Genomic DNA, 14,821 nt, shown 5'->3' with positions numbered 1-14,821 from the left:
GTGGTGGGCGATACTGGGCTTGAACCAGTGACCCCCGCCTTGTAAGGGCGGTGCTCTCCCAACTGAGCTAATCGCCCTTTCCAAATCAACGTTTGCCTCGTTGCGACATCCGCTGTGTTTGTGAGGGCGTATTATAGGGAGCTAACTCTTATCGTCAACACCTTTTTTTTCAATTTTTATCGACTGCGCATTTTTTAAGTCATTTGAATAAAAACAAGGCTAGTTTTGCTAAAAAAAGCGCCAAGTGGTGTTTTAAGCTCAGACAAAAATTGAGCTTGAGCTGCTGGAAGGATAAAATGACACCAATTTTTCTATTCAAAATAAAGGACACAAGTCTGTTATGACTATAAAAACGCGTTTTGCCCCAAGTCCAACTGGCTACTTACACATTGGTGGTGCGCGCACCGCACTATATTCTTGGTTATATGCCAAGGCCAACCAAGGTGAATTCGTACTAAGAATAGAAGATACTGACCTTGAACGTTCAACCCAACCGGCTGTTGACGCCATTTTAGAAGGCATGACGTGGTTAGGTTTAACATGGGATGAAGGCCCGTATTATCAAACTAAGCGTTTTGATCGCTATAAAGAGTTAATCCAAAAATTAGTTGATGAAGGAAAAGCTTACCGCTGTTACTGCACACCGGAAGAACTAGAAGCCATGCGTGAAGCGCAAATGGCAAAAGGTGAAAACGCTAGGTATAACGGTGAATGGCGTGACCGCACAGATTACCCCGCTGATAAACCCTATGTTATACGGTTTAAAAACCCGCAAACTGGCAGCGTTATTTTTGACGACCAAGTGCGTGGTCCCATTGAGTTTCAAAACACTGAATTAGACGACCTAATCATTTTACGCAGCGATGGCGCACCTACTTACAACTTCTGTGTTGTTGTTGATGACTGGGACATGGGTATTACCCATGTTATTCGCGGTGAAGATCACATCAATAACACCCCTCGCCAAATTAACATATTGAAAGCATTAGGCGCACCCGTTCCTGTGTACGCACATGTATCGATGATCTTAGGCGATGACGGCGCTAAATTATCTAAGCGTCATGGTGCAGTGGGTGTGATGCAGTATCGCGATGACGGCTACCTGCCTGAAGCTATTCTAAACTACTTAGTACGCTTAGGTTGGTCTCATGGCGATCAAGAAATTTTTTCCATGCAAGAAATGCAAGACCTGTTTAAATTAACTGATATTAATAAAGCCGCTTCGGCGTTTAATACCGAAAAGCTAAATTGGTTAAATCAGCATTACATCAAAACCGGCAATCCTGCACACGTCGCCAGCTTCCTAGAGTGGCACATGCAAGACCAAGGTATTGATATTGCAAACGGCCCTGCCCTAAGCGATATCGTACCAGCGTTATCTGAGCGCGCTAAAACCTTAAAAGAGCTTGCTGCATCAAGCCGCTATTTCTATGAGGATTTCAGCGAGTTTGAGGCTGGCGCGGCAAAGAAACATTTACGCCCTGTCGCCGCAGAGCCACTGCAAAAAGTACAAGAAAAACTGCAAGCCATCGAAGACTGGAATGATGAAAGTGTATTACATCAGGCTATTCAAGATGCCGCAGATGAACTCGAACTTGGCATGGGTAAAGTAGGTATGCCACTGCGCGTTGCTATCACTGGCGCAGGTCAGTCACCTTCATTAGACATTACTTTAAAGCTGATAGGTAAAACCCGCAGTGTCGAAAGAATAAGCAAAGCGCTGGAATTTATAGCAAACAGAGCGGCGAATTAATTTTAGCTGCTTTTTAGTGTTGACAGCACACAGTGAGGTGCATAAAATGCGCCTCACTTAATGCAAATCAGACGGCGTTAAGTAGTTAGTTTGTAACAAGTAAAAGTTAAGGGGCCATAGCTCAGCTGGGAGAGCGCAACGCTGGCAGCGTTGAGGTCTGCGGTTCGATCCCGCATGGCTCCACCACTTTTGCATGATTATAAAACTATTGGGGCCATAGCTCAGCTGGGAGAGCGCAACGCTGGCAGCGTTGAGGTCTGCGGTTCGATCCCGCATGGCTCCACCAATTTATTCCCTTCTATATTTAAATTTAATCTTCAAAATTTGATTTAATTTCAAGAAAATCCGCCAGATTATCAACCAAAATAGTCACCAGGTTAGGATCAAATTGTTTACCTGATTGCGCCACAATATAACCAATAGCATCGTCAACAGGCCAAGCCGGTTTATAAGGACGCGCGGTGGTTAGGGCGTCAAACACATCGACCAAACAAACAATCCTCCCCTCAATCGGAATAGATTGCCCACTTAACCCTTCACTATAACCTGTACCATCCCACTTTTCATGGTGATGTTTCGCTATTGATTTTGCCATTTGAATCAATACCGAGGGATGATCGATAAGGATTTCATCCACCACATCCACGTGGGTTTTCATGATGGCAAATTCTTCATCGGTTAACTTGCCCGGTTTAAACAAAATTTTATCCGGAATATGTAGCTTACCAATGTCATGCATCGGCGCCGCTTTTTCTATTAAACGTACAACATGCTCAGGTAAACCACAGGCTTTTGCTAACAGTCCAGAAAATTTACCCACTCGCATGATATGCTGACCAGTATTTTCATCGTGCAATTCTGCCATATTCGCTAAGTTCATAATCAGACATTCCGTTGCTTCTTCCAGCTCTTTAGTACGTTGTTGGATAATTTTTTCAAGCTGGACGTTAGAGCGTTTTTGCTGCTTAAATGCATGTATCAGCTTTAATTGGTTCATCACGCGTAATTTCAGTTCATATTCATCGTAAGGCTTTTTAATAAAATCATTCGCCCCCACTTTTAACGCTTTTATATGACTGGCTTGCGCACTTGAGCCACTGACGACAATCACTGATACCTGCTCAGGAGTGAAACGTTGCCGCACTTGCATAAGAATATCGTAGCCCGTATAAAATGGCATCTCTATATCAAGGATCAACAAAGATGTTGATTCGTCAACATAAGACATAACCTTGCGGGAATCAGTCAAAGCAATTAACTCAAAAGGCGCCATTAACTGATTTAGCATTTCTGTCATGACGAGCACATTAGTGATTGAGTCATCACATATAATGACTTTCTCTTGATACATTACTGGGGCGCTAATCGCCATAGATAACCATTTTAATCGGAATTCAATTATTTAAATAATAGTAAAGAACCCCAATATATTCACTTAAATCGATACAATCATTCAACTTAAGCAATAAAGTGATAAATCACAAGGTTTGTGAAAAAACAGGAAAAACAAATTGACATAATATGTCGCACACTCTAACGTTTACTCTAAACTTAAACTCAAAAGAAACTCAGATTGTATTAACTGGCTCAACCCATTTAGCGCGCGCACCTGTTACTATGATAACTGAAATTAAGGAGTCAACATGAATGCATTAACCCACCCTATTTACTGGGCTGCTGCTGGTGCGCTGTTAATGGCAGCAGAAGCTATTATTCCTGGCGGCATAGTCGTGTTCATCGGTATCGGTTCATTGGTTGTCGCCGCCAGCCTGCAATTTGGCTTGGTCACCACTTGGGTCGGTGCATTAACATTGTGGTTCATCTCTTCGTTAGTGCTGCTGTTAGCATTTCGTAATGTGGCACAAAATATGGTCGGTGGTGACAGCCATATTGATGACACCGATGAAGATGCTTACCTTTATGGCAAAGAAGCAACCGTTGTCGAAACCATTGGCCCTGCAACTCACGTTGGCCGCGTATCTTGTTTAGACTCCACTTGGCCGGCCATTGCCGATGGCTCAACCCTCCCCCCAGGCACCAAAGTACGGATCATATGCCGAGACAATATTTCACTCGTGGTTGAAAAAATTAACGACGATTTAAGATCCAAATTCAAACTATAGGAGAGTCAACATGCTAGCGTTTTTTACCATCGCGTTAATCGTCCTGCTATTTATCATTTATAAATTGATATTAATAGTAGAAATGCGCGAGATTTGTGTCATTGAGCGATTAGGAAAGTACCGTGCAGTATTACAACCCGGAGTCCACTTCTTAATCCCGTTTTTTGATAGTGTGGCCTATCGCCACGAAACCCGTGAGCAGGTATTAGACATTCCCGCACAAAACTGTATTTCACGGGATAACATCCAAATTCAAGTAGATGGCTTGGTTTACATCAAAGTGATGGACGCAAAGAAAGCGAGCTATGGCATTGAAGATTACCGCCGTGCCAGTGTTAACTTGGCGCAAACGACCATGCGCTCAGAGATTGGTAAATTAACCTTAGGGCAAACTTTTTCTGAACGGGATAGCTTAAACGAAATCATCGTACGTGAAATAGACAAAGCATCAGACTCTTGGGGCATTAAAGTATTACGCTACGAAATAAAAAATATCGTGCCATCAGCCAACGTGGTACACACCCTAGAAAAACAAATGGAAGCAGAGCGCAGTAAACGTGCTGAAATCACCTTAGCTGAGGCAGCCAAAGAGTCCACAATTAATCTATCAGAAGGTGAGCGCCAAGAGGCCATTAACATCTCTGAAGGTGACAAACAAAAACAAATTAACGAAGCAGAAGGTAAAGCGCAAGAAATTGAAATTATCGCTAACGCCCGCGCCCAAGGCGTCACTATGGTTACTCAGGCTTTAGCCAAACCCGGCGGCGATCAAGCAATGAAAATGCGCCTATTAGAAGACTTTATAAAACAAACGGGTGATATCCTTGAAACTGCGGAAATATCAGTTGTCCCCACAGAAGTAGCTAAACTAGAAGGCTTCTTTGAAGGAATGGATAAAGTCACTCACAACATTCAAGGAGTAACCAAGTAATGGAACAATTCTTTGGCTCAGAAATTTCCCTAATGGACATCTTTGTGATGCTGGTTTGGGGCGCGCTGTTTCTCGTTTTGATTGTTAAATTTTTTCAATCAATCCGCTTAGTACCGACACAAAAAGCCTACGTTGTCGAACGCCTTGGTCGCTATAGCAAAACCCTAGATGCAGGCTTTCATGCTCTTGTGCCCTTTATCGATCGCGTAGCCAGTATTCAAGATCTAAAAGAAGAAACCATCGATGTACCACCACAAGAATGTTTCTCAAAAGACGAAGTTAATGTTGAAGTAGATGGCGTAATTTATATCTCAGTGATGGATCCGGTGAAAGCCAGCTATGGCGTCACAGATTATCGCTATGCCGCCATGCAACTGGCGCAAACCACCACTCGCTCAGTGATCGGTACATTAGATTTAGACCGCACCTTTGAAGAGCGCGATTTAATTAGCACCAAAGTGGTCGAAGTGTTAGAAAAAGCTGGCGAAGGCTGGGGCATAAAAGTGCACCGCTATGAAATTAAAAACATTACCCCGCCACGCACCGTACGTGACGCAATGGAAATGCAAGTTAACGCAGAGCGTGAGCGCCGCGCTATCATGGCCCGCAGTGAAGGTGATAAACAAAGCCGCATCAATCGTTCACTCGGTCTAAAAACCGAGATGATCAACCGCTCTGAAGGTGAAAAGCAGCGCCGTATCAACGCCGCCGAAGGTAAAGCACAAGAAATCATTTCTATTGCTCGTGCTACTGCATCCTCGATAGAAACCATGGCTGACGTGCTGTCATTGCCAGGCGGTGAAAATGCAATGAAAATGCAACTAAGTGAGCAATACATGAAGCAAATGCAAGGTTTGGCAGATCCATCACGTAAGATCATCCTGCCAGCCAACCTACTTGACTACGATGCTTGGATGAACACCGTAGGCCTAACGCCGAGTAAAAATAAACCAAGTTAAACTAAAAGCCTAATGCGTCGCTATGATTTTTAGCGGCGCGTTATTATCTATCTTTTCCAGCACATATTTGGACAAAAATGAGTAAGGACTTTTATCCTATATCTACTAAGTTAGATGAGAAAAATATCGAAGACCTACATTGTAAATATTCAGGCTTAAGTACAGCCACCAAGACGCACTTGATGACTGTAAGATCTAGTCTAAGCAAGTAAAAATTAGTATAACTAAACACGTATTTTTCTCGATCTAATCATGTGCTCTCGTAGATAATAAGCCCTTGCAGAACCAGTTTCTACAATTCCATTAAGTAGCTCAAGGCATGAGTTATACATTTTCCTATTTAATACACCTCTATTTTCTATTTGAAGATATCGTCCTATCGACATTTCTAAGTAATAAGCCGTATTAATTTGCTTACCTATAAGTTCTGAGTTCACAGTGAACTTTGAAGCTAGAAGATGAATACCTTTATCAAAGAACACACTATGAAAGTGATATATTAAAGACGCTAAAGCTTCAAAAACGTGGCTATTGCCAGCAGATTGATTGGCAAATTCCAATAAATAGTGTGCCCCAGCCTTCATGTCACGCTCTTCATTAGGATGACCTTGCCAAGGACTATCCGCATACATTAGTCCACGTAATAGCTGATTTAAATCATTCTGTAACCCTACATAGCGGTCATTGACATCATTCATGGCTATCTTATGTGCCTCTGGCGCTAACAAACTCCAAAGTGCCCAGACTGCGTAGTAATCATCTTCTTTTTCCACTACTACATTATATGAGAGTGTTATAGAGTAAATAAAGCTGGGGGCTTTTGAACACCCTAAGACCAATAACTCTTTAAAGGGCATAAAATTATTATTTCTTGAGTAAATAACATGCTCAGAAAGGCAATCTTGCATCTGTTTTTTAATGTCATGATTTATTTTTTCATCACCACTTGAACGATGATTTTGATATTCAGTATCAAATACAAAATTCACTAACCTGTTAACCAACTGAATCTGAACATCATCCGTAGTACAATATGGAACCATTAACATTGGTAAATGAAGAAACCATGAACAATGACTTTCCAAAGAAATGTCGTTAACCGAAAGCTTAAATTTTCCATCAACTAATTCATTGCGAAATGTTGTTATAAGGGCATTCCATTTTTCCATAGCTGCTTGCAACTCATCACCTTGTAGATGATAAAACCTACGTACCACACTATCTTCTCTTCGTAATCTGGAATACTCAACTATTCCAGCTATACAACTGGATGCTAATTCAGCGTCTCTTGACCAAAGAAATTCCCTTACCCCCTTAGCAGCATAAGCACTAACATTAAGGTTCTCATGGGTTAACGCTGTTGCCAAAGCAAACTTCAAATGCTCTTCTTGTTCTGAATCTAGCTCTAATTCAAATAATTTAGGCAAAACAAATGCACACGCTCCAGAGCCATAATAATCAGTCTTATCATGGGCGGTTGTTCCATTCATATTATCTGCGTGCATAAATATGGACTCTAGGATAACTCCTAGGCACCACTCTTTATCTCCATCACTTAAGTTCAAAAGATCATCTCTAACACAAACAGCAGCAACAGTTGTGATTGCACCAACCGCCATATCGGCAAAGTTGTGAATTTCACCTTTTTGGAGGGAATTGAGTGATTCTTTTGCGGCTATTAATGCATCTTGATATGAAGAGAAATATTTTTCTTCGAGCAACTTCTCTTCGAATAATTTTCGGCCCCATAATTTCAAACTAGTTACAGTGTTATCAATTGCATACTGTTCGTTAAACTCCTGTTGATCTTGCTTTAAATCTGCAGGAAGCTCAGACGAGCTTTGAAGCAATATTCGATCATTATCTTTATCTTCAACAGCTTCCCAAGTCCTTGTATCAACTCGGTGTACCATATACCGAAGTTTTTTTTCATTACGAGCAATCGCTTCACCTGTCAATTCATCAACAATTTTTAAAGCATCATCTCTTAACTCACTGACGAATTGAAGCCTTGTTAATAAGGTTTCTAAAGACTCTTTTCTCCAAGGTCTAAGTGCGGCTTTTCTTCTTTCCTCGATGTAAATTTTTGTCATTACCTCTCTTTGATGACTAAAAAAGTGTAATTCATTCCCCCCCATTTCTTGCGTCATTCGAATTAAATCTAAATGGTATAAATCAGGAGTTTTCAGTAAAGGAAATGCTGCTTTTCCTACTTTATTAGGGAAACCTGTCGCCACAGAAGATAAAACAGAAGTAGGCATTACAGAGTTACTTTTTCTCAGCAAGTAATCGTATATCCATTCTATTTCATTGTCTTCACTACACGTATCTACATATTCAACCAACCAATTTTCTAACGCCATAAGCGCACACTGAAGAAGATATGGTAATGTTGACTGACCTCGGTAACCTTTCCAAAGGTGAGGTGAGGCATACTGCTTTATTAATGTTCCATCATTGAGAATTACACCCACTTGCTTTGCAGCTGTTTCATCAGAGAAGTACTTTTCTTGTTCATCCGCAGAAGGAGCGCCAAACTCAGATTCAGCATACTTCTGTGCAGTTAAATTGCATAATTTAATAATAAAATCTAACGCTAATCTAGGTTTTGATTCCAGGAGGTACTTAAAAGGTCCTTTAGAACCACTTGCGGGGAAAAAATCACGCTCTCGATCTAAACCATAGGATTCTTCAACATCAATTCGGCCATAAGAACTATAGCCAAACTCATCTTCTTCTGTTTTTTGCAGTAACCACTCATGCAAAGAAAGCTTAACTATAAAGTCAGGATCACGCTTGCACAACATAGGCACATTAGTGCCTACAAGGGCTAAACTAGTCAGCTCATCAACATAGCTTAACCTTCTAGGCTTTACCTTGGAGATGAAAACATCCTGAGCCATTAATTCATCAAATTTTTCTTTGATTGCTGTCGAAACCTTTAATAAGGCATTAAGTATTTTCTTTCTTCGCCCCTCATCACGATAAGAATCTTTAACTGGTTCAAGCAGCCATAAACATAACAAGCCAACCTTTTGTGATGCATTTGGTAGTTCCTCATATATATTAATGAGTCCACACCATTCATTTATCACCTCAACAACTTGAGTAAGCATAGTGTTACTCAAGTCATGCTTAACCTCATAGATAAAATTAAACAATGCCTCCCAACCGTTACCATAAGGCTGTAAAAACAAAGATTTCAAAATCCCTGATTTTTCATCTTTAACCAATAAATTATTATATAGTGAGCTTGGTCTTTGACAGGCTATTCTGAGAATAAAGCAAAAGCGGACCAAAAGTGCACAATCATCCTTTAGCAGCTGAGACTTAAGAGAATATAGAAAATCTTCTGGCGAGCCATGTTGCATAATCGCTGCAATAGCTTCATCCTTCCAGTAACTTTCTATAGCATCAGTGGTCAAGACTTCTTCAACAAATTCATTAGTTGCATCATCAAATTTCAATTTTCGGTATAGCCATAACCGAAAGGCTCTATTAATTGCAGGTTCATTACCAATAGTTAATAAAAATTGAATTAAGTCATGCGAATTTTCAACGTACTCGCTCTCAATGTATTCTTCTAATGCCCAGTCCTCTAATACATCGTGCATTGGACTTATAGTGGCAGACTTCTGATCACGGTGAATTAAATGATCCTCTTCCAATTTAGCAATGACTTCAGGATCAAACTCACTAGCTCTAATACCAAACAACATTTTTTTCGCTCGTTGTTTTGCAATATTAATAAAAGTTGTTCTTCGCTTATCTGGCATTCCTAATTTTCTATCTGCCTCTTTTGAAATCACTGTTGCCCAGACAGTATTTCTAAAATCGACTTCAGTATCACCAGATTTAAATTGTGCACCATTACCAATAGCTCTTACTGCAATCTCTATAAAGAATGGCATTTTAAGTAATTCAGTTAACGAGTCATTAGATATTAGCCCTGCTAACTCAGGAATATGCTCACTGACTTGGGCAACTTGATCCGTAGTAAGCCCTTCGATATTCACACTGTCAAACTGGATAGCACTAGGTTGAAGATAATTAAAAGTAAGTTGTTGATATGCATAATCACGGCCCGTAGCAATAATGGTCCATCCCGTTTGTTTTTTTATGTATTGAAGTAAATCAATAAATGCATCTTGATAATTTAGCTCTAAAACTTTTTCTAGAGACTCAATAACAAGTATTTTTTCTTTAAGTAACGAGAAGTACCCTTCAATCTGCCCTAACGTAGAATTCATTCCGATAGATGTAAATACCTCGTTAAGGTGATTTTTATCTAAGTCTTCAGCTCTTAAATAGAAAATAGGGACATCTTTCCCTTTCGTTGAGATAAAGTCTTTAACAACTCCAGATTTTCCAACACCTCTAGCGCCAGTAACAAAAAGAAAGTCATTTACCTCGTACATTTCAGATATTTCTGCTATCTGATCAGTCCTATCTATATGATAATCATTAATAGTGTTCGATATTCCATTAAATATATGATCACCACGTTCTTTAAGCTTTAAAAAATCATTTTCAAAATTTACTCTACTTGTTGACTCAAATAACAATTTAACTTCTCTAGGTGCATTATCTTGAGTTAGAGTCCCAGCATTCTGGTTAAATTCTTGGGCACAAGTTACTAATTTAGACAAAACAAGAGATGGTAACTCATCCGAGTAATATTCAATCAAAGAGCACAAAAGATTTGCAACTACTGAGTATTTTGCATCTAAGTCGAATGAAACTAACTGAAAAACTTTTAAGAAAAGCCATAATTCATCATCAGTAATAGCATCCCCACCATTAGCAACGGTTAATTGTGCCCTGAATATATTAAGCCTGTTAACTTTTGCCTCACTAGTGAAGCCTTTTGTTTTAGATTTTTTAATAAAGTCTGCTGAGTTTGACGAATACTTAGCCCATTCCAATATTGGTAGAGTATTATTAACTTCAAGTTTGGGCAGCGGGCCTGTTATTAATGCAATTGAATCATTTTCAACATTAAAGTCAGTGCTTTTAAAGTCTTTCCATGCACTATTAATAACTTCAGAAAACATTGAATCAACAGCCCCACTTATAGTGATTTCATGTTTAATCTGAGCAAAAAGCTGACTTTGGTTGCTTGCTTTATCAGTCGCAACTAAAACAAAGTCATCCGTATTTACGCCATCATATTTATTCTGAAACTTTAACTCTTTTGCCCTCATATCCTGTGATAGGCAAGGAACACAAGACTTTGTTAGTAATGCCAATGCAAAAGCAGCTTGAACTCTAGTTTCAAAGTTAACACCACCACCTCCAGTAGAAAATGGATTGCTCTGCTGTTTGACATCATTACTCATTTCTCATCTCCATAGAGTGCACAATGAAATACATGAGTCTTTCTTTGCACAAGTCTCACTAATTTTCAACACTTTATCGCAAAATACGGTAGGATGATATGAGCACAGTCACTTGCCCGATACAAGCAATTTAACCATAGAATGGTTAAATGTGCTTAGAATTAATTTTGTGGCTCAAATGGTCACAAGTTACAAAAATTGGCAACCCAACCTAGTAGAATTTTTAAGCTAGTTATCAGCGTGTGAAATAGCCTGAACTGTTAGTGCTAACACACTTTGGGGCAAAAATAATTTAGCCAGTTCAAGTAGATATAAACCAATATGACAGCCTGTACTCACAACAATTTAGGCCCTTAAGCTTATCTTTCTTCCCCCTTTTCCGCCATTGCCTTTATACTCATGCTCTTTTGCAAGTGAGACTCATCAGATGTCTAAGGTTTTTATTATCGGTCTGCCACGCACCGGCACCACCAGCATCAGTGTGGCGCTATTAGAAATGGGCTTGTCGGTGGCGCACACGGCCTTTACTAAAAAAGCCTTTGAACTGGCAGATGCCGTATCCGACGCGCCTTGTTTCAGTGACTACAAGCAGTTAGATCAACTCTTCCCAAACTCAAAATTTATTTACTTAAGCCGCAAGATGGAGCGATGGCTACCATCTATTTCCATGCTACTCGATAAAATGGCTCCCCATTTAGCGCCGAAAACAGGCAAATTCAGCCCTATTTTAAAGCGCAGCTTTCACCATACCTTCTCGCCAACCTTGCCGCTTAGCAGCGATGAGCTTATGGTTTGCTACCGCCGCCATGAACTGGGCGTACAAGCCTATTTTAAAGGCCGTGATGACTTGCTAACTATTGATGTCAGTGAGCCGGGAAGCTTGCTACAAATCAAGCAGTTCCTAGGAATGCCAATAGCGGGGGATGTTGATTTTCCCAAGTTAAATGCAGGACGCCAAGTGACGGCTTGGAAAGAATACAAACACCCGAATAAGATTAATTCCCATCAAGCGGGTGTTGAACATAAAAAGTATTTTGATTATGTATTAGCTGACGAACATAAATAAGTCAGCCAAGGCAAGCTGCTCAGCGCCCAACTTGCCATTGATAGAGGTTAACTTGGCTTTAGTTGTTGACCTAATTTCAACGTCATCGCAATGTTGCGACTGGTATTACTGATGTTAAGCGCACCACTAGCAAGGGCTTGGGCTAATGACATGGCCCTTGGCACAGCAGGAAAAACCGCCACTAAACCATGCTGATGCACCACGCCATAATCCTCACTGACACATCCTGCAATGCCAATCACCGGACAGCCATGTAAATTGGCAACACGAGTCACTCCCATTGGCGTTTTACCCTGAATCGTTTGACTGTCAATGCGACCTTCCCCGGTGATCACCAGATCCGCGCCTTCAACTTGCTGCGCTAGGCCAACCGTTTCCATTACAATATCGATACCAGGACGTAGCTTGGCATTAAAAAACGCCAACACACCCGCGCCCATTCCACCCGCTGCGCCCGCGCCTTTAATGTCAGCGACATCTTTGCCTAAGGCTTGCTTGATACAATCAGCATAATGCGCCAAGTTGGCATCAAGCGCGGTCACCATGGCTGCATCCGCACCTTTTTGTGGGCCAAATACAGCGCTAGCACCTAACGGCCCGCACAATGGATTATCGACATCACAAGCCACTTCAATGTCTACACTAGCTAATCGAGGATCTAATGCGCTTACATTAATCTGTTGTATTTCACCTAAGCCTTGTCCACCGCGAGCCACAGGCTCATCAGCCTCATTTAAAAAACCCATACCTAGCGCACAAAGCATGCCCATGCCGCCATCATTGGTGGCGCTGCCGCCAAGGCCGATAACAATTTTTTTCACGCCACGGTCAAGGGCGTCTAAGATCAATTCACCAGTGCCAAAGCTACACGTCTGCATCGGATTGCGCTGTTCAATCGGCACTAAGTGCAAGCCCGAAGCCGCCGCCATTTCAATCACAGCCACTTCACCGCCGCCTAATAAACCATATTGCGCGGTAACAATATTGCCTAATGGGGCGTGCACTTGGCAGCTGACGAGCTCACCTTGCGTGGCATCCACCATGGCTTGTACTGTGCCCTCACCACCATCGGCTACTGGCACTTTAATGTAACTGGCATTGGGAAACACTTGCTTGAAGCCTTGCTCAATTGCATTTGCCACCTCAAGAGCAGTCAGGCTTTCTTTAAAAGAGTCTGGGGCAATAACAATTTTCATTCTTTCTCTCCAGTCCTACGCCTTAGCTAAACGACGGGCAAACCTGCCCGTCAGCTAGGGTAAGTTAATTACAGTAAAATCAAGCTCAGGATGTAAACTAACGTCATAGCCGTAACACCTTGGATCAAGGTCGCCATGGTATGAGCCCGATAAGCCAGGGAAACACTCATTTTGCTAAATTGTGATACCACCCAGAAGAAACTATCGTTAGCATGAGATACCGTCATTGCGCCCGCACCAATAGCCATTACCGTTAACACGCGTCCCATTTCAGTGTCTAAACCCAATTCAGGCAGCAATGGTGCAACCAGTGCTGATGTTGTTACCAAAGCAACCGTTGACGAGCCTTGTGCTGATTTCAGCGCTGCCGCAACAATAAATGGCATAAAAATACCTACGCCTAAAGCCGATAACGTCGCGCCTAGATAATCACCAATCGGCGTTGCTTTAAGTACCGCACCAAACGCGCCGCCAGCACCAGTGATCAAAATAATAGGGGCGGCAGCGGTTAAACCTTGGCCAATACGTTCGCTGAATTCAGCAATTTTATTCTCACCTTTTAACAAGCCAAGAGACAAACCTAACCCCACCAATAAGGCATTAAGCGGCTGCCCTAAAAAGTTGAACAGCTCAAACAAGCTACCATCACCCATAGGAGCGGAAGGAAATTTAGCAATAGAGCCAAAACAGATTAAAATAATCGGCACAAAAATCGGTGCAAATGCCTTCATTGGTGAAGGTAGCGTGCCGTAAGCCGCTTTCATTGCAGCAAAATCTTGCTCAGTTGGCTGCGCCGAAGATCCATCCACCACATCAGGTTGCACCTTGGCAAAACGGTTTGCCCATAGCATACCTGCAATCGCCGCCGCGGCTGCCACAAACACACCGACAAAAATAACTAAACCTAAGTTTGATTCTAAGCCTAAATTACCCGCAGCCGCAATCGGACCAGGAGTTGGCGGCACAAACGTATGCGTAGCGTATAAACCTGTTGCCAATGCCACACTCATGGCAACACTCGATACCGCCATCCGCTTAGCCATCGACTCTTTTAGCGAGTTTAGAATGACAAAACCAGAATCACAGAACACAGGCACCGATACCAAGTAACCAATAATCGACATGGTTAATGTAGGGAAGCGCTTCCCTAGCACCTTGATGATCACATCGGCCATGGTAATTGCCGCACCGCTTTTCTCTAAGATAATACCAATAATGGTGCCTAACACGATCACCAGGCCGATATAACCCAGTATGCCACCAAAACCAGAGCTGATGGTTTTAGCGATATCAGCAGCGGGTAAACCATAGGCAAAAGCCGCCAAAAAGGCCGCTAAAATAAGGGTTAAAAACGGATGGAGTTTAAATTTGGCGGTTGCTAGGACGATAAATCCTATGACAGCAACCAAGATAAAGATCATGAGCATGTTTGCCTCCTGCAATGGCGTGATGGA

At 41.7% G+C, this 14,821-nt stretch carries 9 protein-coding genes and 3 tRNA genes; 7 read left to right on the top strand and 5 right to left on the bottom strand.

The genetic code is table 11. From position 1 onward, the window contains the following. Position 1 precedes the first annotated feature (1 nt). A tRNA-Val gene (locus tag K1M91_RS05215) sits at positions 2-77 on the bottom strand. 263 nt (positions 78-340) lie between these two features. Here K1M91_RS05215 and gltX point away from each other — a divergent pair. The 3 genes from gltX to K1M91_RS05200 all read left to right on the top strand — a co-directional run bounded on the left by gltX (position 341) and on the right by K1M91_RS05200 (position 2,039). Beyond that, a complete protein-coding gene (gene gltX / locus K1M91_RS05210) occupies positions 341-1,753 on the top strand; it encodes a glutamate--tRNA ligase (RefSeq protein WP_232800493.1) in 1,413 nt (470 codons plus the stop codon). A 110-nt stretch (positions 1,754-1,863) separates the two neighbouring features. Next, positions 1,864-1,939: transfer RNA gene (locus K1M91_RS05205), tRNA-Ala, on the top strand. Between the two features lie 24 nt (positions 1,940-1,963). Continuing rightward, positions 1,964-2,039, top strand: a tRNA-Ala gene (locus K1M91_RS05200). 24 nt (positions 2,040-2,063) lie between these two features. Here K1M91_RS05200 and K1M91_RS05195 read toward each other — a convergent pair. Next, the gene (locus K1M91_RS05195) at positions 2,064-3,125 is read right to left on the bottom strand and encodes an HD domain-containing phosphohydrolase (RefSeq protein ID WP_232800492.1); all 1,062 of its coding nucleotides are present in this window, start codon (positions 3,123-3,125) and stop codon (positions 2,064-2,066) included. A 271-nt stretch (positions 3,126-3,396) separates the two neighbouring features. Here K1M91_RS05195 and K1M91_RS05190 point away from each other — a divergent pair, with 271 nt between their 5' ends. Genes K1M91_RS05190 through K1M91_RS05180 form a run of 3 tightly spaced genes read left to right on the top strand, consistent with a single transcriptional unit; the run spans position 3,397 to position 5,766 of the window. Then, on the top strand, positions 3,397-3,876 hold the full coding sequence (locus K1M91_RS05190) for an NfeD family protein (RefSeq protein WP_232800491.1): 480 nt from the start codon (positions 3,397-3,399) through the stop codon (positions 3,874-3,876). 10 nt (positions 3,877-3,886) lie between these two features. After that, on the top strand, positions 3,887-4,807 hold the full coding sequence (locus K1M91_RS05185; RefSeq protein WP_232800490.1) for a slipin family protein: 921 nt from the start codon (positions 3,887-3,889) through the stop codon (positions 4,805-4,807). Continuing rightward, a complete protein-coding gene (locus K1M91_RS05180) occupies positions 4,807-5,766 on the top strand; it encodes a slipin family protein (protein ID WP_232800489.1) in 960 nt (319 codons plus the stop codon). Before K1M91_RS05185 ends, K1M91_RS05180 begins: the two co-directional genes overlap by 1 nt. Before the next feature lie 224 nt (positions 5,767-5,990). Here the strand turns inward: K1M91_RS05180 and K1M91_RS05175 are convergent, their stop codons facing one another. Beyond that, positions 5,991-11,105: a hypothetical protein gene (locus tag K1M91_RS05175; RefSeq protein WP_232800488.1), complete on the bottom strand. Its 5,115-nt coding sequence runs from the start codon at positions 11,103-11,105 to the stop codon at positions 5,991-5,993. A gap of 427 nt (positions 11,106-11,532) precedes the next feature. Here K1M91_RS05175 and K1M91_RS05170 point away from each other — a divergent pair, with 427 nt between their 5' ends. After that, positions 11,533-12,171 carry a sulfotransferase family protein gene (locus tag K1M91_RS05170; protein WP_232800487.1) on the top strand — a complete coding sequence of 213 codons (639 nt, stop codon included), beginning with the start codon at positions 11,533-11,535 and terminating at the stop codon, positions 12,169-12,171. A gap of 47 nt (positions 12,172-12,218) precedes the next feature. Here the strand turns inward: K1M91_RS05170 and K1M91_RS05165 are convergent, their stop codons facing one another. Then, on the bottom strand, positions 12,219-13,367 hold the full coding sequence (locus tag K1M91_RS05165) for a glycerate kinase (RefSeq protein WP_232800486.1): 1,149 nt from the start codon (positions 13,365-13,367) through the stop codon (positions 12,219-12,221). A 68-nt stretch (positions 13,368-13,435) separates the two neighbouring features. Beyond that, entirely contained in the window at positions 13,436-14,794 is a 1,359-nt protein-coding gene (locus tag K1M91_RS05160; RefSeq protein WP_232800485.1) for a GntP family permease, read from the bottom strand. Between the last annotated feature and the right edge of the window lie 27 nt (positions 14,795-14,821).

Origin of the sequence: Motilimonas sp. E26 (genome assembly GCF_021278025.1) — a bacterium.
In the GTDB taxonomy this organism is placed as follows: Bacteria; Pseudomonadota; Gammaproteobacteria; order Enterobacterales; family CBDFNC01; genus Motilimonas.
This window is presented reverse-complemented; position numbering and strand designations above follow the sequence as displayed.

Bases quoted from the DNA above. Each gene is read 5' to 3' on its own strand.
- K1M91_RS05175 (WP_232800488.1), bottom strand. From the start codon at position 11,105: ATGAGTAATGATGTCAAACAGCAGAGCAATCCATTTTCTACTGGAGGT.
- K1M91_RS05190 (WP_232800491.1), top strand. From the start codon at position 3,397: ATGAATGCATTAACCCACCCTATTTACTGGGCTGCTGCTGGTGCGCTG.
- gltX (WP_232800493.1), top strand. From the start codon at position 341: ATGACTATAAAAACGCGTTTTGCCCCAAGTCCAACTGGCTACTTACAC.
- K1M91_RS05160 (WP_232800485.1), bottom strand. From the start codon at position 14,794: ATGCTCATGATCTTTATCTTGGTTGCTGTCATAGGATTTATCGTCCTA.
- K1M91_RS05170 (WP_232800487.1), top strand. From the start codon at position 11,533: ATGTCTAAGGTTTTTATTATCGGTCTGCCACGCACCGGCACCACCAGC.
- K1M91_RS05185 (WP_232800490.1), top strand. From the start codon at position 3,887: ATGCTAGCGTTTTTTACCATCGCGTTAATCGTCCTGCTATTTATCATT.
- K1M91_RS05165 (WP_232800486.1), bottom strand. From the start codon at position 13,367: ATGAAAATTGTTATTGCCCCAGACTCTTTTAAAGAAAGCCTGACTGCT.
- K1M91_RS05180 (WP_232800489.1), top strand. From the start codon at position 4,807: ATGGAACAATTCTTTGGCTCAGAAATTTCCCTAATGGACATCTTTGTG.
- K1M91_RS05195 (WP_232800492.1), bottom strand. From the start codon at position 3,125: ATGGCGATTAGCGCCCCAGTAATGTATCAAGAGAAAGTCATTATATGT.